The following is a 21,358-nucleotide window of genomic DNA, read 5'->3' as shown; positions in this document are numbered from 1 at the left end:
AGAGATGTACGATAATTAACTAAAATTAAATTAGAAAAGGGGTGTCGATTTGAAAAAATTGATGACGATTGCACTTGCAGCTTTAATGAGTTTATCTTTAGTTGCTTGTAAGCAGAAGGACTTAAATGAAGCTATTGCAGATGTAAATGGAACAAAAATAACTTTAGGACAGTATGAATTCATGCTAAAAATGAATAAAGACTCTGTTGAATCTAACATAGGCGGAGCCGACAAATGGGATGAAAAAGACCAGACAGGAGTTTCATACAAAGATAAATATAAAAGATTAGTATTAGATCAGATGATAAATACTGAATTATTAGCACAGAACGCTGAAAAAGAAGGATTAAAACCAACAGATAAGGAAATACAGGCTTCTTATAACGATTTAAAAACTTATGTAAATTCAGATGAAAATCTAAAAGGAGCTGCTGAAGAATTAGGTATAAACGACGAATTCTTAAAAGAACAGGCTAAAATAAGTCTTTTAATACAGAAATCTCAGGAAAAATTCTATAGTGAAGAAAAAGTTTCTGATTCTGAAATGAAAAAATATTATGATGAACACATAGACGAATACAAAAAAGACGAGGTTGAAGCATCTCATATACTTATAAAAACTACAGACGACCAGAATAAACCTCTTCCAGAAGCAGAACAGAAAAAAGCTAAAGAAAAAGCTGAAAAAGTTTTAAAAGAAGTAAAAGCTGGTGGAGATTTTGCAGAACTTGCTAAAAAATACTCTCAGGACCCAGGAAGTGCCGCAAATGGTGGAGCTTTAGGAGCATTTGGTAAAGGTATGATGGTTAAGGAATTTGAAGATGCCGCATTTGGTATGGAACCAGGACAAGTATCAAACCTTGTAAAAACAGACTTTGGATACCATATAATAAAAGTAACAGATAGAATAAAAGAAACTACTAGCTTTGATGAAGCTAAAGAAGGTATAAAAGAAGAAATACTAAAAAATAAATACGGTGAAAAAATAGCTGAATTACAGAAAAAAGCTAAAATAGAAAAATTCGATAAAGTAATAGAATCTGCAGAATTTGTAGAAAAATAATATAATTTAAGAAGAATAATTTTTAAAAACATAATATAAACTGTTTTCTTGATAAAAAATTGAGAAAACAGTTTATTTTTTTGTAAAAAATCAAATAAAAAATGTTTTAGAAAACTCTGAGAACGTTAGAAATTCAAAGAAATTAATGCGTAAACTTGAATATTTAACTTGAAATATGGTATAGTAAAATCTGTTATATAAAATAAAGATGGAGGAAAATTATGAGTAAAGATAAAACTAAAGACTCTTTCTTGAAAGGAGCACTTATTCTAGGGATAGCTGGTGTTGCCGTTAAGATAATCGGTGCATTCTTCAGAATACCTCTAGGAAATATGATAGGATCGACAGGGATGGGTTATTATCAGTCTGCCTATCCAGTATATACATTATTTTTAACGCTAGCTACAGCTGGATTCCCAACTGCAGTTGCGAAACTAGTTTCTGAAAAGTTAGCGATAGGAGATGAAAGAGGAGCGAACAAGGTATTTAAGGTATCTAGCAAGGTGCTTTTCATAACAGGTATAATTTCGTTCTGTATATTCTTCTTTGGTGCAGAATGGATAGTTACTAAATTTATAAAAAATCCAGATGCGTTAAATTCAATGAGAGCCATAGCTCCAGCCCTAATAATAGTACCTCTTATGTCTGCGTATAGAGGATATTTCCAGGGGCAGAAAGATATGACTAAGATTGCAATATCTCAGATAGTAGAACAGATATTTAGGGTTGTTCTAGGTTTAGGACTAGCTTATATGCTTATGAAATCAGCTGGACCTACTATGGGGGCAGCAGGTGCAATATCTGGGGCAGCTATAGGGGCTTTAGCGTCAATAATTTACTTACTTGCAGCATTTGCAAGAGGTGCTAAAGATAGAAGAGAAAGATTAGAAAAAAGTAAAAGATTCGAGGAAGAAAGCTTCGGTAGAATATTTAAAAACTTATTAGCTGTTGCAATACCTATAACTATAGGGGCATCAGTTATGCCACTTGTTAATATGGTAGACAATGGTATAGTTATAAGAAGACTTATGGTTGCAGGATATAGCTTAAAAGAAGCGAACTCTATGTTTGGACAGCTTACAGGTATGGCAATGTCTATAATCAACCTTCCAGCAGTTATAACTACTGCAATGAGTATGAGTTTAGTTCCTTCTATATCTCAGGCTTATGCATTAGGAAATAAAGAAAAAGCTAGAAAAGATACATTAAGTGCTGTAAAAGTTACTTTAATAATAGTACTACCATGTGCATTTGGTATGGCTTCACTTGCTGGACCAATAATGAAATTATTATTCCCTGCAGAGCCTTCAACAGTTGGGACAATACTATTTACACTTACTCCTTGTGTAATATTCCTTGGGTTAATACAGACATTAACAGGAATACTTCAGGGAATGGGTAAAGCTATAGTTCCAGTTATAGCTTTAATAGTTGGTATGACATTTAAAATAACTATAAGTTATACATTAACTGCAATACCATCAATAAACGTACTTGGATCTGCAATGGGTACAGTAACTGCGTATACAGTTGCAGCTATAATAAACATAGCTTTTGTTAAAAAAGCAATGGGTGTAAAATTCTCTAAGAGAGAATTTATAATAAAACCTTTAATAACAGTTATATCAATGTTTGCAGCTGTTAAATTAGCATACTTTGTAACATCTCCTATGCTAGGAAATACAATAGCTACACTACTTTCAATAATAGTTGGTGCTGTAGTATACGTTGTTGTTCTTTTAGGAATAGGTGCTATAACAGTAGAAGAAATAAAAACTATGCCTAAGGGTGATAAAATATATAAAGTACTTAAAAAAGTTAGACTTGTAAAATAAAACGATTATAAATTATAAAGGGTGATAGATTATGATAAATATAGTTGGATTAGGGCCTGGAGATTTATCTCTAATAAGTTATGGCGCTATAGAAGCTCTTAAAAACTCTAAAAAAGTATTTTTAAGAACAGAGAAACATCCTGTAGTAAAAGACCTTGAAAAATTAACTAAATTTGAATCACTAGACCATTTTTACGATGAAAACGACGATTTTGACGATGTTTATAGAAAAATATCAGAGTTTATAGTTGAAGAAGGTAAGAGTGAAGATATTGTTTATGCTGTTCCAGGGCATCCTAGAGTTGCTGAAAAAACAGTAGATATGATTGAAAAATTAGCTAAAGAAAACAATATAGATGTAAATGTTGTGGCTTCAATGAGTTTCGTAGATGCTATGTTTGAAGCCCTAGCATTTGATCCTTCAAATGGATTTAGATTAGTAGATGCATTTGAAATGCAGACATCTTATATAGATACGGATATAAACCTAATAGTTACTCAGGTATATGATGAGTTTATAGCTTCAGAGGTTAAGCTATATCTTATGGATAGATACGATGATGAACAAGAGGTTTATATTGTAAGAGGAGCGGGTATAAAAGGAGAAGAATTCATTAAAAAAGTTAGACTTTGTGAGCTAGATTGGGCTGAAAATGAATTCGATTATTTGACAAGCCTTTATGTTCCTAAGGTAGAAAATAAGAAATACAATACAGTTCACGATTTAGAGCTTATAATGGATAAATTAAGAGCTCCAGATGGATGTGATTGGGATAAGAAACAGACTCATGAATCTCTTAAAAACTCTGTTATTGAAGAAGCTTATGAGCTTTACAACGCTATTGAAAATGACGATATAGATGAAATGATAGAGGAATTAGGTGATGTACTTCTTCAGGTTATATTCCACTGCCAGATTGGTAAGGAAGAGGGAATGTTTGACCTAGGTGAAGTTGCTAATGGAATTTGTACAAAGCTAATAACAAGACATCCACATATATTTGGAGATGCAAATATAAATAGAGATGAGTTTGAAAAAACTTGGGAAGAAATAAAGAAAAAAGAAAAAGGCGAAAGTACAATTACAGAAGGAATAAAAAGAATTCCAGTATATCTTCCAGCTTTAATGAAAGCGGAAAAAGTACAACATAAAGCAGCTTTAGTTGGATTTGATTGGGATGATATATACGATGTATTTTCTAAAGTTGAAGAAGAATATGAAGAGGTTAGAGAAGCATATGAGTTAGATTTTGCAGGATTTATTGCAGATAAATATGCAGGAGAAGATGTTTTAGAAAAAATTAAAGAAGAAAATCTTGAATTGCTTGACGAATACCATACATTGAAGATACAATACATAAAGGAAGAATTGGGAGATTTATTATTCTCTATAGTTAATCTTGCAAGATTCCTTGATGTAGACACTACAGAGGCACTTAATGGAACAATAGATAAGTTTGTGAATAGATTTGGATTTGTAGAAGAAAAGGTAATTGAATCTGGAAAAACTTTTGATGAAATGTCTCTTGAAGAGATGGATAAGTTTTGGGATCAGGCTAAAGAATTAGAAATATAATCAAAAAAATTAAAATAATAGAGATTTATAATAATCGACTAATAAATAATTATAAAAAAATACATTAATAAAGCGTCTATCTATTGCAATTACAAGGTAGCTACGTTATTATTATAGAATAGCCTTTGATTTGAGGTAGTATAAAAAATCTGAATCCTAGAGAAATCTTTTAAGAACTAGGAGAACGATAAATATATAAATAAACTTAGGAGGTAGATACTGTGAATAAAGCTGAATTAGTATCAAAAATGGCAGAAAAAAGTGAGTTAACTAAAAAGGAAGCAGAAGCAGCATTAAATGCTTTTATGGAATCTGTTGAAGAAGCATTAGTTTCAGGGGAAAAAGTACAGTTAGTAGGATTCGGAACTTTCGAAACTAGAGATAGAGCCGCAAGACAGGGAAGAAACCCAAGAAACCCAGAAGAAGTTATAAGTATACCAGCTTCTAAAGCTCCAGTATTCAAAGCTGGAAAAGGATTAAAAGACAAAGTTAATGCATAATAATACGCAATTATAATAGAAAGTGCAGCTTCTGCTGCACTTTTTGCGTATACGGAAAAATAATAGATTTAATTATAGATAAAAGATAATTTGAAAGGATTGATAATATGAGATTAGATAAATTTCTTAAAGTTTCAAGAATAATAAAAAGAAGAACTGTTGCAAAGGAAGCTTGTGACAAAGGAATAGTTAAAATAAATGGAAAAGTAGCTAAATCATCTAGCGAAGTGAATATAGGAGATGAGTTAGAAATAACATTTGGCGAAAAAGTTATGAAGTTTAAAATAAATGAAATAAGAGAACATGTTCTAAAAAATGATGCAAAAGAACTTTATGAACAGATTGACTAATTTGTGAGGTGTAAGAGATTGAAAATAGGTGCTATAGATATAGGAACAAATTCTATGAGGCTTCTTACAGCTGATTTAGTAGATGGAAAGCTAAATGATAGAAAAAAGTATGTAAATACTACTAGAATAGGTCAGGGTGTAGATGAGAATGGATTTATAACTGAAGAAGCTATGAAAAGAAATATAAATGCAATAAAAGAATATCATGATATATGTGTAGAGTATGGATGTGAGAAAATTTACTGCATGGGTACTTCTGCTCTTAGAGATAGTAAAAATAGAAGTGAGTTTATAAAAAGAGCTAAGGATGAAGCTGGAATAGATGTAAATGTTGTAGATGGAGAGGTAGAAGCTAAATTAGGCTTCTCAGGTGTTGCTAGAGGTATCGATATAGAAGGAGATATACTAGTAATAGACATTGGAGGAGGATCTACAGAGTTTATTTTTGGAAATAAAGACGGAATAAAGAAAAATGTAAGTATAAATATAGGTGCACTTAGACTTACAGAAAAATTCTTGTTAAATGGATACACAGAAATAGCATTTTATGAGATGAGAGAGTTTATAAATAATCAGATAAGCGATATTATCTCATATTTAAAAGAAAATGAAATAGGAGGTGTATGTGGTATTGGAGGGACTATAACATCCCTTTCTGCTGTAAATCAAAATCTTGAAGTGTATTCTATGGAAAAGGTTCATGGAAGTAGGATAACTAAAAAAGAAGTATATAGTATGTTAGACAGATTTGTAGAATGCTCAGATGAAGAAAGAAAGCATATAAACGGGCTACAGCCAAAGAGAGCAGATATAATAGCTGCTGGAACAGAAATCTTAATTTGTATAATGGAAAATCTTTCAAAAGATGAGGTTGTTGTTAGTGAGTATGATAATCTAGAGGGTATTGCATATTCTAATATATTATAAATGCTATACTTAATAAGCTAATATCTGTTAATAAATAGTGGATAAGTTAAAAGTTATCAACAAAATGTGTATAAACATCTTGATAACTTGTTGATAAAGATGAAAAAAATGTTGATAATATATGTTTTAAAAAAGAAATTTTGGGTAAATAAAATAATTAAAGCCTAAAAAATAAAGGAATATTAGTAAAAATAACATGTGGATATGTTGATTGTTTTGTGGATAATATATAATATGCATTATTATAAATAGAATACAATAATTGTAAAAACAAATATATAATTATATATACTATAGTGTGTATTATTTACATATACATATAATCTATATAACGAAATCCTAAAAATATAATTTAGTATTCTAGCAAGATGAATTTTTTACAAAAGTAGATAATAAGATGGTAAAATAAGCATATTGGTGTTAAAATATAAAATGATACCTTGTAATGTATTTAATATTGAAATAGAAATTATTTACCAATGGAGGATGAAAAAATGCAGAGAAAAGTAAGAAAAGCTGTTATACCAGCGGCAGGTCTTGGTACAAGATTCCTTCCTGCAACAAAAGCTCAGCCTAAGGAAATGTTACCTATAGTTGATAAACCAACTCTACAGTATATAATTGAAGAAGCTGTAGCTTCTGGAATAGAAGAAATACTTATAATAACAGGAAGAAATAAAAAATCAATAGAAGACCACTTCGACAAATCTGTTGAACTTGAATTAGAACTTGAAAACAAAGGAAAGACGGAGCTTCTTGAGATAGTTCAGAATATATCTAATATGATAAACATACACTATATAAGACAGAAAGAGCCTAGAGGATTAGGAGACGCTATATACTGTGCTAGACACTTTATAGGAGATGAACCTTTTGCTGTAATGCTAGGTGATGATATAGTAGATAACAAAGTTCCATGCTTAAAACAGCTTATGGACGCATATGACGAATATAGAACTACTATACTAGGAGTACAGAAGGTAGCTAAAGAAGATACTAATAAATACGGTATAATAGATGCCAAATTTATAGAAGATAGAGTGTACAAAGTAAAAGATCTTGTTGAAAAACCAGATTCTGACAAAGCTCCATCTAATATAGCTATACTTGGAAGATACATAATAACTCCAGAAATATTCGATATACTTTCTGATTTACCACCAGGAAAAGGTGATGAAATACAGCTTACAGATGCATTAAAAGAACTATCTAAAAAAGAAGCTATGTATGCATATGATTTTGAAGGTAGAAGATACGATGTTGGTGATAAACTAGGATTCCTTGAAGCAACTGTAGACTTCGCATTAAAAAGAGATGAATTAAAAGATGGATTTATCGATTATTTAAGAGATGTTTGCAAAAAATATGATGAAAGCGCTAAAAAAAGTGTAAAAGCAAATCCTAGTAAATAGCCATATAATTTAAAGTATATATTTATAGATTCTAGAAATAGAAGGTGATAATATTGGCAAAAAAACAAAAGATGATGACAAAGGTAATAGCAATAGGTGCAGCTGGAGTAATGGTACTTACTAGCATAACTGTTCTATTATCGTTAATAGCTGGGCTATAAGTTGGCTATTAGATAGGAGGTTTTAAGTTTGAGTATGAATATGCAGCTAGAATCAAAAACTCTTAGTGAGCTTAGAGAAACTGCGAAAGAAATGGGTATAAAATCAGTTACAAAGTATAAAAAAATAGAATTAATTGAAAAGATACTTGAAAAAGATAGAGAAGAAAATAATTCAAAACAGAATAATAAAGAAAATAAAAGTAATGAGCAAAAGCCAAAAGAGGATTATAAAACACCAGATGAAGAAAAAGAAGATGCTGAAGGTGTTTTAGAAATACTTCCAGACGGATTTGGATTTTTAAGAGGATCTAATTATTTATCTACAGAAAATGATGTATATGTATCTCCATCACAGATAAAAAGATTTAATCTAAAAACTGGAGATAAAGTAATGGGTATAACTAGAAAACCTAAAAGTGGAGAAAGATTTAGAGCACTTATATATGTTAAGACTGTTAATGATGAAAATCCGGAAACATCTAAAAGAAGAACTAATTTTGAGCTACTTACACCGATTTATCCTGAAGAAAAACTTACTCTTGAAACTACGCAGAACAATATAGCTACTAGATTAATAGATCTTATATCTCCTATAGGAAAAGGTCAGAGGGGATTAATAGTTGCTCCTCCTAAGGCTGGTAAAACTGTCCTTTTAAAAAGTATAGCAAATAGTATAACTAAAAATCATCCAGACGTTGAACTTATAGTACTTTTAATAGATGAAAGACCTGAAGAGGTAACAGATATGAGAGAGTCTATAGAAGGTGACGTTATTTACTCTACATTTGACCAGGTTGCTAGCCATCATGTCAAAGTAGCAGAGATGGTACTTAATAGAGCTGAAAGACTTGTTGAGCATGGTAAAGATGTTGTAATACTATTAGACAGTATAACTAGATTAGCGAGAGCATATAATTTAACGATATCTCCAACAGGAAGAACACTTTCTGGTGGTTTAGATCCAGGTGCACTTCATGGACCTAAAAAGTTCTTTGGAGCAGCTAGAAATATAAGACAGGGTGGTTCTCTTACCATACTAGGAACGGCACTTGTTGAAACTGGATCTAGAATGGATGATGTAATATTTGAAGAGTTTAAAGGAACTGGAAATATGGAGCTTCATTTAGATAGAAAACTAGCAGAAAAGAGAATATTCCCTGCAGTTGATATATATAAATCAGGTACTAGAAGAGAAGATTTACTTCTTACAGAAGAAGAAAAATCTACTCTATGGACACTGAGAAGACAAATGAGCAATGAGTCTGTATTAGAAGTTACAGATAAAGTGCTAGAACTATTGAAAAAGACAAAAACAAATAAGGAATTCATAAGTATGTTAAAGTCATTATAAAATCTTCTTGAAACACGTTTCTAATTGTGATATAATAAGGAAGTTGATATTGTAAAAGACAAGTTTACATACTTATTAAAAATAAAGAAAGAGGTGAAACAAATGAAAAAAGATATACAGCCAAACTACAAACCAGTTGAAGTTAGATGTGCATGTGGAAACACTTTCATAGCTGGATCAACTAAGGACGAAATAAGAGTTGAAATATGTTCAGAATGCCACCCATTCTACACTGGAAAACAGAAAAACATAGAAAAAGGTGGAAGAATCGACAAATTCAAAAAAAGATTCAACATGGAATAAGAATAATAGACACATTAGCTATCAGAAGGCAGGTGTTTATATGTTTTCAATTATATTTGAAGATATATAAACATCTGCCTTTATTTTTTTGTTTTTTTGATTTTATATAGCAATTAAAAAACAAAAGTAATAAAAAATAAAATAACTTATGTTATAATACATTAAGACTAGTATAAAAGGGGGGATTTCATGTCTTATAAAGCAGTTGGAGGACAGGCAGTAATCGAAGGTGTTATGATGCAAGGGGAAAAGAAAAAAGCTGTAGCAGTAAGAACACCAGACGGAGAAATAAAAGTAAAAACAGAAAGAATAAATAGTTGGGTTAAAAATAAACATATAGATAAAATACCATTTTTAAGAGGGATGTTTATACTATTTGAAACTATGGTAGATGGTATGAAGAGCCTTAACTATTCTTCAGATATATATATGGAAGAAACTGGGGAAGAGGAAGAAGATGCTATAGACAGATTTATTAAAAAAATGTTTGGAGATAAAGCAAATGACGTTTTAATAATGGTTTCTATGGTTATAGCGGTCATATTATCTGTAGGTCTATTTGTAATGCTCCCTACATTTGCAGGTGGATTTTTTGCTAAATTCATAAATAACGATGTAGCTTTAAATCTTATAGAAGGTGTTATAAGAATACTAATACTATTTGCATATATATATGCTATATCTAAAAACAAAGATATAGAGAGGGTTTACCAGTATCATGGAGCAGAGCATAAGAGTATACATTGCTATGAAAGTGGAAAAGAACTTACGGTTGAAAATGCTAGAGAATTTAAAAGACTACATCCTAGATGTGGTACAAACTTCTTATTTATAGTAATGGCAACTTCTATAATACTATTTGCATTCTTTGGATGGCCAAATCCATTGATGAGGGTGTTAATGAGAATAGTTTGTATACCAGTAGTAGCTGGAATAGCATATGAAATAATAAGACTACTTGGGAAATATGATAATGGTTTTACAAGAATAATAGCCTATCCAGGTATGATGCTACAGTACTTAACTACTAAAGAACCAGATGATGAACAGCTAGAAGTTGCAATAGCTTCATTAAAAGCTGTAATATAAAAGAATTAACTTGTAAAAAATGAAAGGTGATTCGATGACAATAAGAGATATTATTATAAAATATACAGATGAGTTTTCTGAGATAAGCGATAGTTCTAGATTGGATATAGAGGTAATGCTTATGAAGGCTCTTGGAGATGTAGATAAGTTATATTTACATATGAATCTTAATAAAGAGATAGACGAAGAAAAATTAGAGGAAATTGAAAAAATGGCTGAGGAAAGAAAATCAGGCAGACCAATAGCATACATAGTTGGAAATAGAGAGTTTATGGGACTTGATTTCTATGTACAGGAAGGTGTTTTAATTCCTAGGCCAGATACAGAAACATTGGTCGACGAAATTATAAATATTTGTTCAGAAAAAGAATACAAAGAAAAAGATAGAATAGATATATTAGATATTGGAACTGGATCTGGAGCTATAACAGTTAGTCTTGCATACTATATAAAGAATAGTTTTGTAAAATCATTTGATATATCGGATATAGCTCTAGAAATAGGCGCTAAAAACGCAACAAATAATGATGTAGAAGATAGAACTGAGTTTATAAAATCAGATGTATTCTCAGCATTAGAAGGAAGTGAGGAGAAATTGGATATAATCGTGTCTAATCCTCCTTATATAAGAAAAGATGTAATACCAACACTTCACACTCAGGTTAAGGATTACGAGCCCTATAATGCGTTAGAAGGTGGAGAAGATGGATTAGACTTTTACAGAAGTATAACTGAAGGATCTATAAAATACTTAAAAAAAGGTGGAATACTTGCTTATGAAGTAGGACACGACCAGGCAGAAGATGTTTCAAATATAATGAAAAACTGTGGATATGAAAAAATATACACAAAGAAGGATTTACCGGGCATTGATAGAGTTGTTATAGGCACAAAACTGTGATATAATGATAAATTGACGGAATACGAGAATAATTGACGAGGTGAATATATAAATGCTTAAAAAACTAGGTGTATTAGAGGATACATATAAAGATTTAACAGAAAAAATATCTGATCCAGAAATAATAAATGATCAGAAAGTTTGGCAGAAATACATGAAAGAACATGCAGATTTAGAGCCAATCATAATGAAGTACAGAGAATATAAAGCTGTATTAGATAGTATAGCTGAATCAAAAGAAATACTTCAGGAAGAATCAGATGAAGAATTAAGAGAATTAGCTAAAATGGAATTATCTGATATGGAATCAAAAGTAGAACCATTAGAAGAAGAATTAAAAATACTTCTTGTACCAAAGGACCCTAACGATGAAAAGAACGTTATAGTCGAAATCAGAGGTGGAGCTGGTGGAGATGAAGCAGCTCTATTCGCAGGAGACTTATTAAGAATGTACTCAAGATATGCAGAAAGAAAAGGATGGAAGGTATCTATGCTAAGTTCAAATGAAACTGGTGTTGGTGGATACAAAGAGGTTTCATTCATGATAAAAGGTAAAGGTGCATATTCTAGATTAAAATACGAATCAGGAGTTCATAGAGTTCAGAGAATACCGTCTACTGAATCAGGAGGTAGAATACATACTTCTACAGCAACAGTTGCCGTATTACCAGAAGTAGAAGATGTTGAAGTGGAAATAAATGACAATGATATAAGAATAGACGTTTTCAGAGCTTCTGGAAACGGTGGACAGTGTGTCAATACTACTGACTCTGCAGTAAGAATAACACATCTTCCAACAGGAGAAGTTGTATCATGTCAGGACGAAAAATCACAGCTTAAGAATAAAGAAAAAGCTATGAAAGTTTTAAAAGCTAGATTATACGACAGAGCTCTTGCAGACCAGCAGAAAGAAATATCTGCAGAAAGAAAGAGCCAGGTTGGTACAGGAGATAGATCTGAAAGAATAAGAACTTACAACTTCCCTCAGGGAAGAATAAGTGACCACAGAATAAATCTTACTTTATACAAATTAGATTCATTCCTTGATGGTGACATAGACGAAATGATAGATGCTTTAATAACAGTTGACCAGACTGAAAAAATGACTGCTATAAACTAATTTAAAGTATAATTATCATATATCAGATTTAGTATAAAAATGAATGAGAAAGTGTCTTATTATTGAATTGAATTCGAGGATAAGACACTTTTTTAAATACTTTTTAATTGTATTTAGAGAAAAAAGAGGAGGCGCAGGGATTTTGATTTTAAAAATCACTCTAATTGGTTTAATTGTCGGTGTAATCGGCACAGGATTAGGAGGAATTCTCGCTGTATTATTCAATGAAAAGGCTTCAAAATATATGAGCTTTTTTATGGGATTATCAGGAGGAATAATGCTTTCGTTGGTAATGTTTGATTTAATTGAGGAGGCCATCGAGGGAATAGGGATTGTGTATGCGGTTATATTGATATTCTTAGGAGCATTAGCTACAAAAATTCTTAAAGAAAAAGTTAAAATCAATGGAGAAAATGCATCTGGTTATTTAATTCTTACAAGTATAATAATGCATAATTTACCAGAAGGACTTGCAATAGGTACCACTTTTTTAGCAGAACCAAAACGGGGAATTGCTATGGCGGCTGCAATAGGTATGCATAACCTACCAGAAGGGTTAGCTTTAGCACTTGGATTTATATGCAATAAAGCAAGTGGAAAAAGAGCTGTTATAATGTCTATGATTGCCGGACTCCCAATAGCGATTGGATGTTTTATTGGTTCTAGTTTTGGAGAAATTTTTTCCATAATAACAGGAGTATTGCTTTCTATAGCAGCAGGTATGATGATGTATGTTGTTATGGACGAGATGATACCGGAGTCTAAGAGTTTATATACAATAATTGGTGTTATGCTTGGGATTGTTATAGTAAAATCTATAGCTTAGTAGGTAGGAATTAAATCTAAAATCTATAGTCTAGTTATGGAAAATATTGTATATTAGTTATAACTAGATTATAGAAAATAATTTATAAAAAGAAGGTCGGTGGATTTATGGAAACAGTTATAAAAAAAGTAGATGAAAATAATATAGATATAGATATAATAAGAGAAATGGCTGAAAAAATAAGAAATGGAGAAACTGTTATATTTCCAACTGAAACAGTATACGGGCTAGGTGCAAATGCTATGGATGAAGATGCAGCTAAGAAAATCTATTTAGCAAAAGGTCGTCCTAGTGATAATCCACTAATAGTCCATATATCTGATATAGAAGAAGTAGATAAAATAGCGCTTGAAGTTGGTGAAAAGGCTAAAAAAGCTATGGAAAACTTTTGGCCAGGACCACTTACTATAATACTAAAAAAGAAGGAAATTGTTCCAAATGTTACTAGTGGAGGGCTTTCAACAGTAGCAATTAGAATGCCTTCAAATAAAATTGCCAATGCACTTATAAGAGAGTCAAAAACTCAGATAGCAGCTCCATCAGCAAATATATCTGGAAGACCATCTCCAACAAAGGCAGAACACGTTGTTAAAGAGATGAGTGGAAGAGTATCTGGAATAATTATGGGCGGAGATTGTGATTTTGGGCTAGAGTCTACAGTTGTAGATTTTAGCGATGATAAGCCTATGATACTTAGACCGGGGAGTATTACAAAAGAAATGTTAGAAGAGGTACTTGGAGAAGTTAGCATAGACCCATCTTTAAGTAAAAAAGAGGATAATATAAAAGCAAAAGCTCCTGGTATGAAGTATAAACACTACTCACCTAATGCACAGGTATATATAGTAAAAGGTGGAGAAAATAATGTAATTACAAAAATGAATGAATTATCTAGAAAAAATCATGCAGAAAATAAAAAAACAGGAATAATGTGTATGAGTAAAGATGTGGATAAATTTGAATGTGATTATGTTGTAGACTTAGGTAAAGATTACAATGAAGTAGCAGCAAATCTTTTTGATGCCCTTATAAAAATGGATGAAGCAAAAATGGATATAGTTTACTCAGTATGCTTTGAAAATTGTGGAGTAGGACAGGCAATAATGAATAGACTTTTAAAATCTGCTGGGTATAGAATAATAGATGCAGATTAATGAGTATAATATATACTATTTGGCTAGTTTACAATGTACTATAAAATAGATTAATGTTATAATATAATAGATAAGTCCTTAATAGGACGTAAAATGTATAAAAATTTACATCAAGACGGAGGATTTTAAAATGAAAATAGCATTAGCTTGTGACCACGGTGGATACGATTTAAAAATGGCTATAATAGCTCACCTTGAAAAAAGAGGGATAGAAGTAATGGATCTTGGAACTAACAATGCAACAGATTCAGTAAACTACCCAGAATACGGAGAAGCTGCAGCTCTTAAAGTTGCTAACGGAGAAGCTGACTGCGGAATATTAGTATGCGGAACAGGAATAGGTATATCTTTAGCAGCTAACAAAGTTCCTGGAATAAGATGTGCTGTTGTAAGTGATACTTTCTCAGCTAGAATGACTAAAGCTCATAACAATGCAAACATGCTTGCAATGGGTGGAAGAGTAGTTGGACCAGGACTAGCACTTGACATAGTAGATGCATACCTTGATACAGAATTCGAAGGTGGAAGACATCAGACTAGAGTAGATATGTTAATGGATATAGAAAAAAAATACACAAAATAAATCCATTTTGATTTAGAGATAACTACTGCCTTTTTATAATCTTGTATAAAGAGGCAGTTTTTTTATAAATATTTTTGAATAAAAATTGCATAATTAAAATATAAAGTTTCATTATGTAGATATAATAATTGCTTAAAAAGGAGTGTTTTAAGATGAGACCTTCATGGGACGAATATTTTATGGAAATTGCCGAGGTAGTAAAAAAGAGATCTACATGTATAAGAAGACAGGTTGGAGCTATAATTGTAAAAGATAAACAGATACTTACAACAGGATACAACGGAGCTCCAAAAAATTTGGAGCATTGTCAGAATATAGGATGTAAGAGAGAACAGATGCAGATACCTTCTGGAGAAAGACATGAGCTTTGTAGAGCACTACATGCAGAACAAAATGCAATAATACAGGCTGCTTATAATGGTGTTAGTATAAAAGATGCAACACTATACGTAACTACTAGACCTTGTGTTCTATGTGCAAAAATGTGTATAAACGCAGGAATAAAAAAAATAATATACAAGGGAGATTATCCAGACGACCTTTCAACACAGTTATTAGATGAAGCTGGAGTTGAAATGATAAAATATCCTGAGGAATTATAAAAACAAACCCGAAGAATTATAAAAACAAACCCGAAGAATTATTAAAAATAGTTTTTCGGGTTATTTTTTTTTATTATTTTACTATAAGAAAATATTATCAATATCTCTTTTTTGAAGTCGAAATTCAGGAAATTGTTTTTTACAAGCGTTGGAATAACTAGCACTGAAAGATTTTATGTGAAGAAATTTAGAGCAAGACGAATTTAAATTGAAATTTTGTTAAAAGATAAAAATAAGGTTGATAACTTTAAAAAAATATTCTATAATGAGTTAGTTTTTAAAAATATACAAAATACAAAGGTGAAAATCATGCATCTTTCTAATTATTCAGATATTAAGATGATTAAGAAATATAGCTTTATTGTAAAAAATCAATAGTTTAAATTAAAAATAAATAAAAAAATAATTTATTATTTTAAACAAATACATAAAAATAAATAATACACTATGTTACTTATCCTGTTAATAGGGTATAATTGAGTAATATGGATGAAAAAATAATTTCAAAAAGGGGATGTGATCTGATGGATAATATGTTGAAAAATCAGGTTAAAGCAGTGATAAAGGGAATCATAATTTTTGATATAGTTGTTATTATAGCTTTAATGGTTTGTTCAAAGATATCTATAGACAGAGAGACTCTTATAGGTAGCGTTTTAAAGTTAGATAGTGCGGCTGTTCTTGGCCTAATAATAGGAAGTGCAGCCTCAATATTTAACTTTTGTATGCTTGTATCATCAACGGAGAGTTTGGTGAATCAAGCAGGGAAGACTGTAGTCCAATTAAAATTTGCGGGAGGATATTTCTTTAGATTCGCAATATATGCCGTTATCTTATTTATAGGGGCAAAATTGGATTCAGTTAGTATGTTTACTGCAGCGCTTGGACTTTTAAGTACACAAATAGTCTTAATGTTGCAGAAGATATCAGCTATTTTTACGAGAAAGGAGGCATAGCTAGATGAATACACAGGCGAGATGGTTGGTAAATATTAATGGATTTAGGCTCAGCGAAACAGTTATAGTAAGTTGGATTATAATAGCAGGTCTTGCTATAGCATCGTATCTTCTAACAAGAAATTTAAAGAAGGTACCAGAGAGTAAAGTTCAGGTATTCCTCGAATATGCTGTTCTCAAACTTTATAACTTAGTCGAGACAACAATGGGGAAAGAATTGGTAGAAAGAATACCAAATATAGTTCCTTATATAGGGAGTTTATTCTTATTCTTCTTGTGTTCGAACCTAGTTCCGTTAATCGGTTTGAGGTCGCCTACAGTCGATTTAGATACTACATTAGCATTATCTACAATAACAGTAATACTTATATATTCAGTATCTATTAGATTTAATGGTGGCGCAGTGTTCAAAGACATGATTGAACCGACACCGGTACTATTACCAATAAACTTAGTTGGAGAAATAGCTAGACCTATTTCATTAAGTTTCCGTCCATTTGGTAATATAATGGGTGGTACGCTTATAATGATGCTATTCTATAAGCTTATGGCGTATATTTCAGAATTGATTCCTGGAGTTAAAATACCTTTTGCACAGTTTTTAATTCCGGTACCACTTCATCTATACTTTGATATATTTGCAGGTTCTATACAGGCATTTATATTTATAATGCTTACAATGGTATTTATAAGCAACTCAGTAGACATTAGTCTATTAAAGAAAAGAGAAGCTAGAAAATTAGAAAAGAAAAAATTAAAAAATGCTTAGTATTTTATAACTTAGAAACGATGCTAAGTTTATAGAGTAGAGTGTGTAAAATAAAAATATAGTAAAAATTAAAATAAATTAAATTAAAAAAATATTAAATGGCAAGAGGCCAAAGGAGGAAATTATTATGGATATGGCTACAGCAATAGCAGTTGCAGGATCAGCAATAGGAGCAGGATTAGCAGTATTTACAGGTGTAGGAGCAGGTGTAGGACAGGGTTACGCAGCAGGTAAACTAGCAGAAGCAGTTGGTAACCAGCCAGAAGCAAAAAGTGAAGTAATGTCTTCATTTATAGTTGGGGCTGCCATAGCAGAATCTACAGCAATATACGGACTTATAATAGCGATAATTCTTATATTCGTTAACCCTTGGATATAAGCTAAAAGAGCGTTATTAACTGTGAGTTTATTTTCACAGATTGGGAGGTATAAAGCATGGAATTAAAACCGTTAATTACATTAACATATGAGTACTTTTTCCAGCTAGCCAATGCGGTTGTAATCTTCCTTATACTTAAACATCTATTATTTAAACCAGTTATGGCTGTTATCAAAGCTAGAGAAGAAGATATAGCTATGGATATACAGGAAGGTAAAAAGATAAAAGCAGAAGGGGAAGCTTTCAAGAAAGAATACGAAGAAAAAGTTGGAAAAGCAGAAGAAGAAGGAAGAAATATAATAAATTCAGCAGTAGAAGCGGCAAAAGAAAAATCATATATGATTAAAGACGATGCCAAGAAAGATGCTGAGATGATAAAGGAAAGAGCAAAACGAGAAATAGAGGAAGAAAGAATCCGGGCTATGAACGATATGAAGGACGAGATGTCAGATCTTGTTATCCTTGCAGCATCTAAAATTATAGAAAAAGAAATAGACAAGGATAAACATAAAGAACTGATAGACGAATTTATAGATAGAACAGGAGACGTAGTATGATAGATGAATCAGCTCCAATATACGCAAAAGCTATGTTTGATGTAGCTGAGGAAACTGAAACTACAGACGAGGTTTTAGCCCAGTTTTCAGAGGTTGTAAAAACTATCAAAGAAAATAAGGATCTTTCGGATGTATTAAAAACACCTTTTATATTAGCCGACGATAAAAAGGCTATTCTCGAAAAAATCTTTTCTGATACAACTGATATATACCTTATAAATTTCTTAAAGGTTCTAATAGATAGAAAAAAAATTAGATATATAGATGATGTATACCACAGATTTGTTAAATTAGTAAATGACAAGAAAACTCTAGAAAAAGGTACAGTCTACAGTGTAGTTCCATTATCTGATAAAGAGATAAAAGAGCTAGAAACTAAGATGTCTAAGAAATTTAGTAGAGTTGTAAAATTAGAAAATAAAATAGACAAGTCCTTAATGGGAGGAGTCTTTATAAAGATTGGAAATAAAGAAATAGACGGTACTGTAAGAAGTAGAATAAACGGACTTAAAAAAGAACTGTCTAAAATGATATAAGGAAACGGCGGTGAGAATATGGGTTTAAATCCTGAAGAAATAAGTTCGATAATCAGACGGCAGATAAAAGACTACGATAACAGAGTCGAGCTATCTGATACAGGAAAAATATTCAACGTAGGTGACAATATAGCGAGTATTTACGGACTTGATGATGTAATGGCTGGCGAACTTCTTGAATTCCCAGGTGAAGTATATGGGATGGCTCTAAATCTAGAGAAAGAAACTGTCGGGGCAGTTCTTCTTGGAGATGAAGAGGGAATAAAAGAAGATGACATAGTTAAAAGAACTGGAAAAATAGTTGAAGTTCCAGTAGGAGATGCTCTAATAGGTAGAGTTGTGGATCCTCTAGGTAACCCAATAGATGGAAGAGGAAGTATAAAAACTGATAAAACAAGACCTATAGAAGCAGAGGCTCCAGGAATAATGGATAGAAGATCTGTATATCAGCCTCTTCAGACTGGTATAAAGGCGATAGATGCAATGGTTCCAATAGGTAAAGGACAGAGGGAACTTGTAATAGGTGATAAACAGACAGGTAAAACATCTATACTTACTGATACAATACTTAACCAGAAAGGTAAAGATATAATCTGTATATATGTTGCTATAGGACAGAAAAAATCTACTGTTGCGCAGTTAGTTAGCTCACTAAGAGATTACGGGGCAATGGACTATACAATAGTAGTATCTGCTACAGCATCAGAATCAGCTCCACTTCAGTACTTAGCACCATATGCAGGTACTGCAATGGGTGAAGAATTCATGTATCAGGGAAAAGATGTCTTAATAATATACGATGATTTAAGTAAACACGCGGTTGCTTACAGAGAAATGTCTTTATTATTAAGAAGACCACCAGGACGTGAAGCTTATCCTGGGGATGTATTCTATCTTCATTCAAGACTTCTTGAAAGATCTGCAAAACTTTCAGATGAACTTGGTGGAGGATCAATGACTGCAATACCAGTCATAGAAACTCAGGAAGGTGACGTTTCTTCATACATACCAACAAACGTAATATCTATAACAGATGGACAGATATATCTTCAGCCTGAATTATTCCACTCAGGAATAAGACCAGCGGTTGACCCTGGTATATCAGTTTCGAGAGTTGGTGGGGCAGCCCAGATAAAATCTATGAAGAAATTAGCATCAGAATTAAAACTAGCTTATTCTCAGTATAGAGAGTTAGCTGCGTTCTCTCAGTTCGGTTCAGACTTAGATGCAGATACTAAGGCTAGACTAGAACAGGGTGAAAGAATAGTAGAAATACTAAAACAGGATGAACACAACCCATTACCAGTTGAAGAACAGGTAGTGACAGTTTACTCTGTACTTAATGGATTATTTGACAACGTAGAGATAAATGAAATACATAATTTTGAAAAAGAATTATGTTTCTATATAAGAAAAAATAAACCAAGTATATACGAAAAAATTCTTAATGGAGAAGACTACGGAAAAGAACTCACTGAATTAGTAGAAAACTTTAAAAAAGAGGTGAGATAAATGGCGGGAGTCGGAACTAAAGAGATAAAGAGAAGAAAGGCAAGTATAGAAAGTACTAGACAGATAACTAGTGCGATGAACCTTGTTTCTTCTTCTAAATTGATGAAAGCTAGAGAAAAAGCAGAAAGATCAAAACCATATGCGTATGAATTATACGATATGATGATTAGAACTGGTGCAGATGTAAAATCATCTTGTAAAGAATTTGTCGAAAAAAGAGAAGTTAAAAGAAGATGTTTTATAGCTGTTGCAGGGGATAGAGGTCTTGCTGGTGGATACAATGTAAATATCTTCAAATCTGTAATGGAACTGCGGAATCCAGAAAAGGATATGGTTGTTCCAGTTGGTAAAAAGGCTTGCGAGTACTTTACTAAAAAAGGATTTGAAATACCTTTTAAAATAGAAAGCGCAGAACACTGTGCATTTGATGAGATGCATGAGATAACTCAAAATCTTATACAATTATACGAAGATAAAGAAATTGACGAGATATATTTTATATATACAAAATTTAGATCAGCTCTTATACAGACAGTAAGAGAAAAAAGACTATTCCCAGTAGAACTTGAAATGCTTAAACAGGATGAGAAAAAATTAGATGAAAGAGAAAAAAGAAAAAATCCTAAGAAGGTAGAGCCAAGAAGACAGTATCTTCCTTCTGCAGAAGTTATTTTCAAAAGATTAATTTCAGAATATACAGCATCTCAGGTGTACAATGGAATTAGAGAGTCCTTTGCATCTGAACAAGCTTCTAGAAGAAATGCAATGCAGTCAGCAACAGAAAGTGCAGATGAAATGCTAAACAAACTAGAAGTAGAGTACAATAGAGCAAGACAGTCATCTATAACACGGGAAATAACAGAAATAGCCGGTGGAGCAGAGGCTCTTAAATAAGG

23 protein-coding genes are annotated in these 21,358 nt (G+C 31.8%); all 23 read left to right on the top strand.

What is annotated here, in order from left to right; all coding sequences use genetic code 11:
* Positions 1–49 precede the first annotated feature (49 nt).
* The 23 genes from DWX74_RS03270 (at position 50) to atpG (ending at position 21,356) form a co-directional block, all read left to right on the top strand.
* The gene (locus DWX74_RS03270) at positions 50–1,063 is read left to right on the top strand and encodes a peptidylprolyl isomerase (RefSeq protein ID WP_286164171.1); all 1,014 of its coding nucleotides are present in this window, start codon (positions 50–52) and stop codon (positions 1,061–1,063) included.
* Between the two features lie 221 nt (positions 1,064–1,284).
* The gene (locus DWX74_RS03265) at positions 1,285–2,898 is read left to right on the top strand and encodes a putative polysaccharide biosynthesis protein (protein WP_118548691.1); all 1,614 of its coding nucleotides are present in this window, start codon (positions 1,285–1,287) and stop codon (positions 2,896–2,898) included.
* Positions 2,899–2,929: 31 nt separating this feature from the next.
* Positions 2,930–4,474 carry a nucleoside triphosphate pyrophosphohydrolase gene (gene mazG, locus DWX74_RS03260; RefSeq protein WP_118548690.1) on the top strand — a complete coding sequence of 515 codons (1,545 nt, stop codon included), beginning with the start codon at positions 2,930–2,932 and terminating at the stop codon, positions 4,472–4,474.
* Between the two features lie 221 nt (positions 4,475–4,695).
* Positions 4,696–4,974, top strand: a complete 279-nt coding sequence (locus DWX74_RS03255; RefSeq protein ID WP_006441164.1) for an HU family DNA-binding protein — start codon at positions 4,696–4,698, stop codon at positions 4,972–4,974.
* Between the two features lie 107 nt (positions 4,975–5,081).
* Complete coding sequence (locus DWX74_RS03250; RefSeq protein WP_006441165.1) at positions 5,082–5,324, top strand: RNA-binding S4 domain-containing protein; 243 nt, start codon at positions 5,082–5,084, stop codon at positions 5,322–5,324.
* Between the two features lie 18 nt (positions 5,325–5,342).
* A complete protein-coding gene (locus DWX74_RS03245; RefSeq protein WP_199647533.1) occupies positions 5,343–6,251 on the top strand; it encodes a Ppx/GppA phosphatase family protein in 909 nt (302 codons plus the stop codon).
* A 494-nt stretch (positions 6,252–6,745) separates the two neighbouring features.
* The gene (gene galU, locus DWX74_RS03240; RefSeq protein ID WP_118548688.1) at positions 6,746–7,663 is read left to right on the top strand and encodes a UTP--glucose-1-phosphate uridylyltransferase GalU; all 918 of its coding nucleotides are present in this window, start codon (positions 6,746–6,748) and stop codon (positions 7,661–7,663) included.
* Between the two features lie 195 nt (positions 7,664–7,858).
* Positions 7,859–9,175, top strand: a complete 1,317-nt coding sequence (rho, locus tag DWX74_RS03235; RefSeq protein ID WP_118548773.1) for a transcription termination factor Rho — start codon at positions 7,859–7,861, stop codon at positions 9,173–9,175.
* Positions 9,176–9,277: 102 nt separating this feature from the next.
* Positions 9,278–9,478 carry a 50S ribosomal protein L31 gene (gene rpmE, locus DWX74_RS03230; protein WP_040410747.1) on the top strand — a complete coding sequence of 67 codons (201 nt, stop codon included), beginning with the start codon at positions 9,278–9,280 and terminating at the stop codon, positions 9,476–9,478.
* A gap of 189 nt (positions 9,479–9,667) precedes the next feature.
* Positions 9,668–10,567 carry a DUF1385 domain-containing protein gene (locus DWX74_RS03225; RefSeq protein WP_118548687.1) on the top strand — a complete coding sequence of 300 codons (900 nt, stop codon included), beginning with the start codon at positions 9,668–9,670 and terminating at the stop codon, positions 10,565–10,567.
* A gap of 34 nt (positions 10,568–10,601) precedes the next feature.
* On the top strand, positions 10,602–11,468 hold the full coding sequence (prmC, locus tag DWX74_RS03220; protein ID WP_199647532.1) for a peptide chain release factor N(5)-glutamine methyltransferase: 867 nt from the start codon (positions 10,602–10,604) through the stop codon (positions 11,466–11,468).
* A 52-nt stretch (positions 11,469–11,520) separates the two neighbouring features.
* Positions 11,521–12,588: a peptide chain release factor 1 gene (gene prfA / locus DWX74_RS03215; RefSeq protein WP_118548685.1), complete on the top strand. Its 1,068-nt coding sequence runs from the start codon at positions 11,521–11,523 to the stop codon at positions 12,586–12,588.
* A gap of 142 nt (positions 12,589–12,730) precedes the next feature.
* Positions 12,731–13,414, top strand: a complete 684-nt coding sequence (locus tag DWX74_RS03210; RefSeq protein WP_118548684.1) for a ZIP family metal transporter — start codon at positions 12,731–12,733, stop codon at positions 13,412–13,414.
* A 107-nt stretch (positions 13,415–13,521) separates the two neighbouring features.
* Positions 13,522–14,568 carry an L-threonylcarbamoyladenylate synthase gene (locus DWX74_RS03205; protein WP_118548683.1) on the top strand — a complete coding sequence of 349 codons (1,047 nt, stop codon included), beginning with the start codon at positions 13,522–13,524 and terminating at the stop codon, positions 14,566–14,568.
* Between the two features lie 130 nt (positions 14,569–14,698).
* Positions 14,699–15,151 carry a ribose 5-phosphate isomerase B gene (rpiB, locus tag DWX74_RS03200; protein WP_040410749.1) on the top strand — a complete coding sequence of 151 codons (453 nt, stop codon included), beginning with the start codon at positions 14,699–14,701 and terminating at the stop codon, positions 15,149–15,151.
* A gap of 152 nt (positions 15,152–15,303) precedes the next feature.
* On the top strand, positions 15,304–15,753 hold the full coding sequence (locus DWX74_RS03195) for a deoxycytidylate deaminase (RefSeq protein WP_118548682.1): 450 nt from the start codon (positions 15,304–15,306) through the stop codon (positions 15,751–15,753).
* Positions 15,754–16,238: 485 nt separating this feature from the next.
* The gene (locus tag DWX74_RS03190) at positions 16,239–16,709 is read left to right on the top strand and encodes an ATP synthase subunit I (RefSeq protein ID WP_118548681.1); all 471 of its coding nucleotides are present in this window, start codon (positions 16,239–16,241) and stop codon (positions 16,707–16,709) included.
* 4 nt (positions 16,710–16,713) lie between these two features.
* Entirely contained in the window at positions 16,714–17,478 is a 765-nt protein-coding gene (gene atpB, locus DWX74_RS03185) for a F0F1 ATP synthase subunit A (RefSeq protein ID WP_118548680.1), read from the top strand.
* Positions 17,479–17,611: 133 nt separating this feature from the next.
* Positions 17,612–17,857, top strand: coding sequence for an ATP synthase F0 subunit C (atpE, locus tag DWX74_RS03180; RefSeq protein WP_199647534.1), 246 nt, complete (start codon positions 17,612–17,614; stop codon positions 17,855–17,857).
* A 56-nt stretch (positions 17,858–17,913) separates the two neighbouring features.
* Positions 17,914–18,414 carry a F0F1 ATP synthase subunit B gene (gene atpF, locus DWX74_RS03175; RefSeq protein ID WP_118548678.1) on the top strand — a complete coding sequence of 167 codons (501 nt, stop codon included), beginning with the start codon at positions 17,914–17,916 and terminating at the stop codon, positions 18,412–18,414.
* The gene (locus DWX74_RS03170) at positions 18,411–18,950 is read left to right on the top strand and encodes a F0F1 ATP synthase subunit delta (protein ID WP_118548677.1); all 540 of its coding nucleotides are present in this window, start codon (positions 18,411–18,413) and stop codon (positions 18,948–18,950) included. The genes atpF and DWX74_RS03170 overlap by 4 nt, the downstream gene beginning before the upstream one ends.
* A gap of 18 nt (positions 18,951–18,968) precedes the next feature.
* Positions 18,969–20,462 carry a F0F1 ATP synthase subunit alpha gene (atpA, locus tag DWX74_RS03165; RefSeq protein WP_118548676.1) on the top strand — a complete coding sequence of 498 codons (1,494 nt, stop codon included), beginning with the start codon at positions 18,969–18,971 and terminating at the stop codon, positions 20,460–20,462.
* A complete protein-coding gene (atpG, locus tag DWX74_RS03160; protein ID WP_118548675.1) occupies positions 20,463–21,356 on the top strand; it encodes an ATP synthase F1 subunit gamma in 894 nt (297 codons plus the stop codon).
* Positions 21,357–21,358: the final 2 nt, after the last annotated feature.

It is taken from the genome of Peptoclostridium sp. AF21-18, from assembly GCF_003478825.1.
Taxonomy (GTDB): Bacteria; Bacillota; Clostridia; order Peptostreptococcales; family Peptostreptococcaceae; genus Peptacetobacter.
Note: the sequence above shows the minus strand (reverse complement) of the source record. Positions and strands in the feature narration are given on the sequence as shown.

What these genes read in the sequence shown, in the direction of transcription:
- DWX74_RS03265 (WP_118548691.1), top strand. Translation starts at nt 1,285, where the DNA reads ATGAGTAAAGATAAAACTAAAGACTCTTTCTTGAAAGGAGCACTTATT.
- mazG (WP_118548690.1), top strand. Translation starts at nt 2,930, where the DNA reads ATGATAAATATAGTTGGATTAGGGCCTGGAGATTTATCTCTAATAAGT.
- DWX74_RS03250 (WP_006441165.1), top strand. Translation starts at nt 5,082, where the DNA reads ATGAGATTAGATAAATTTCTTAAAGTTTCAAGAATAATAAAAAGAAGA.
- galU (WP_118548688.1), top strand. Translation starts at nt 6,746, where the DNA reads ATGCAGAGAAAAGTAAGAAAAGCTGTTATACCAGCGGCAGGTCTTGGT.
- rho (WP_118548773.1), top strand. Translation starts at nt 7,859, where the DNA reads ATGAATATGCAGCTAGAATCAAAAACTCTTAGTGAGCTTAGAGAAACT.
- rpmE (WP_040410747.1), top strand. Translation starts at nt 9,278, where the DNA reads ATGAAAAAAGATATACAGCCAAACTACAAACCAGTTGAAGTTAGATGT.
- DWX74_RS03225 (WP_118548687.1), top strand. Translation starts at nt 9,668, where the DNA reads ATGTCTTATAAAGCAGTTGGAGGACAGGCAGTAATCGAAGGTGTTATG.
- prmC (WP_199647532.1), top strand. Translation starts at nt 10,602, where the DNA reads ATGACAATAAGAGATATTATTATAAAATATACAGATGAGTTTTCTGAG.
- prfA (WP_118548685.1), top strand. Translation starts at nt 11,521, where the DNA reads ATGCTTAAAAAACTAGGTGTATTAGAGGATACATATAAAGATTTAACA.
- DWX74_RS03205 (WP_118548683.1), top strand. Translation starts at nt 13,522, where the DNA reads ATGGAAACAGTTATAAAAAAAGTAGATGAAAATAATATAGATATAGAT.
- rpiB (WP_040410749.1), top strand. Translation starts at nt 14,699, where the DNA reads ATGAAAATAGCATTAGCTTGTGACCACGGTGGATACGATTTAAAAATG.
- DWX74_RS03195 (WP_118548682.1), top strand. Translation starts at nt 15,304, where the DNA reads ATGAGACCTTCATGGGACGAATATTTTATGGAAATTGCCGAGGTAGTA.
- DWX74_RS03190 (WP_118548681.1), top strand. Translation starts at nt 16,239, where the DNA reads ATGGATGAAAAAATAATTTCAAAAAGGGGATGTGATCTGATGGATAAT.
- atpB (WP_118548680.1), top strand. Translation starts at nt 16,714, where the DNA reads ATGAATACACAGGCGAGATGGTTGGTAAATATTAATGGATTTAGGCTC.
- atpE (WP_199647534.1), top strand. Translation starts at nt 17,612, where the DNA reads ATGGCTACAGCAATAGCAGTTGCAGGATCAGCAATAGGAGCAGGATTA.
- atpF (WP_118548678.1), top strand. Translation starts at nt 17,914, where the DNA reads ATGGAATTAAAACCGTTAATTACATTAACATATGAGTACTTTTTCCAG.
- DWX74_RS03170 (WP_118548677.1), top strand. Translation starts at nt 18,411, where the DNA reads ATGATAGATGAATCAGCTCCAATATACGCAAAAGCTATGTTTGATGTA.
- atpA (WP_118548676.1), top strand. Translation starts at nt 18,969, where the DNA reads ATGGGTTTAAATCCTGAAGAAATAAGTTCGATAATCAGACGGCAGATA.
- atpG (WP_118548675.1), top strand. Translation starts at nt 20,463, where the DNA reads ATGGCGGGAGTCGGAACTAAAGAGATAAAGAGAAGAAAGGCAAGTATA.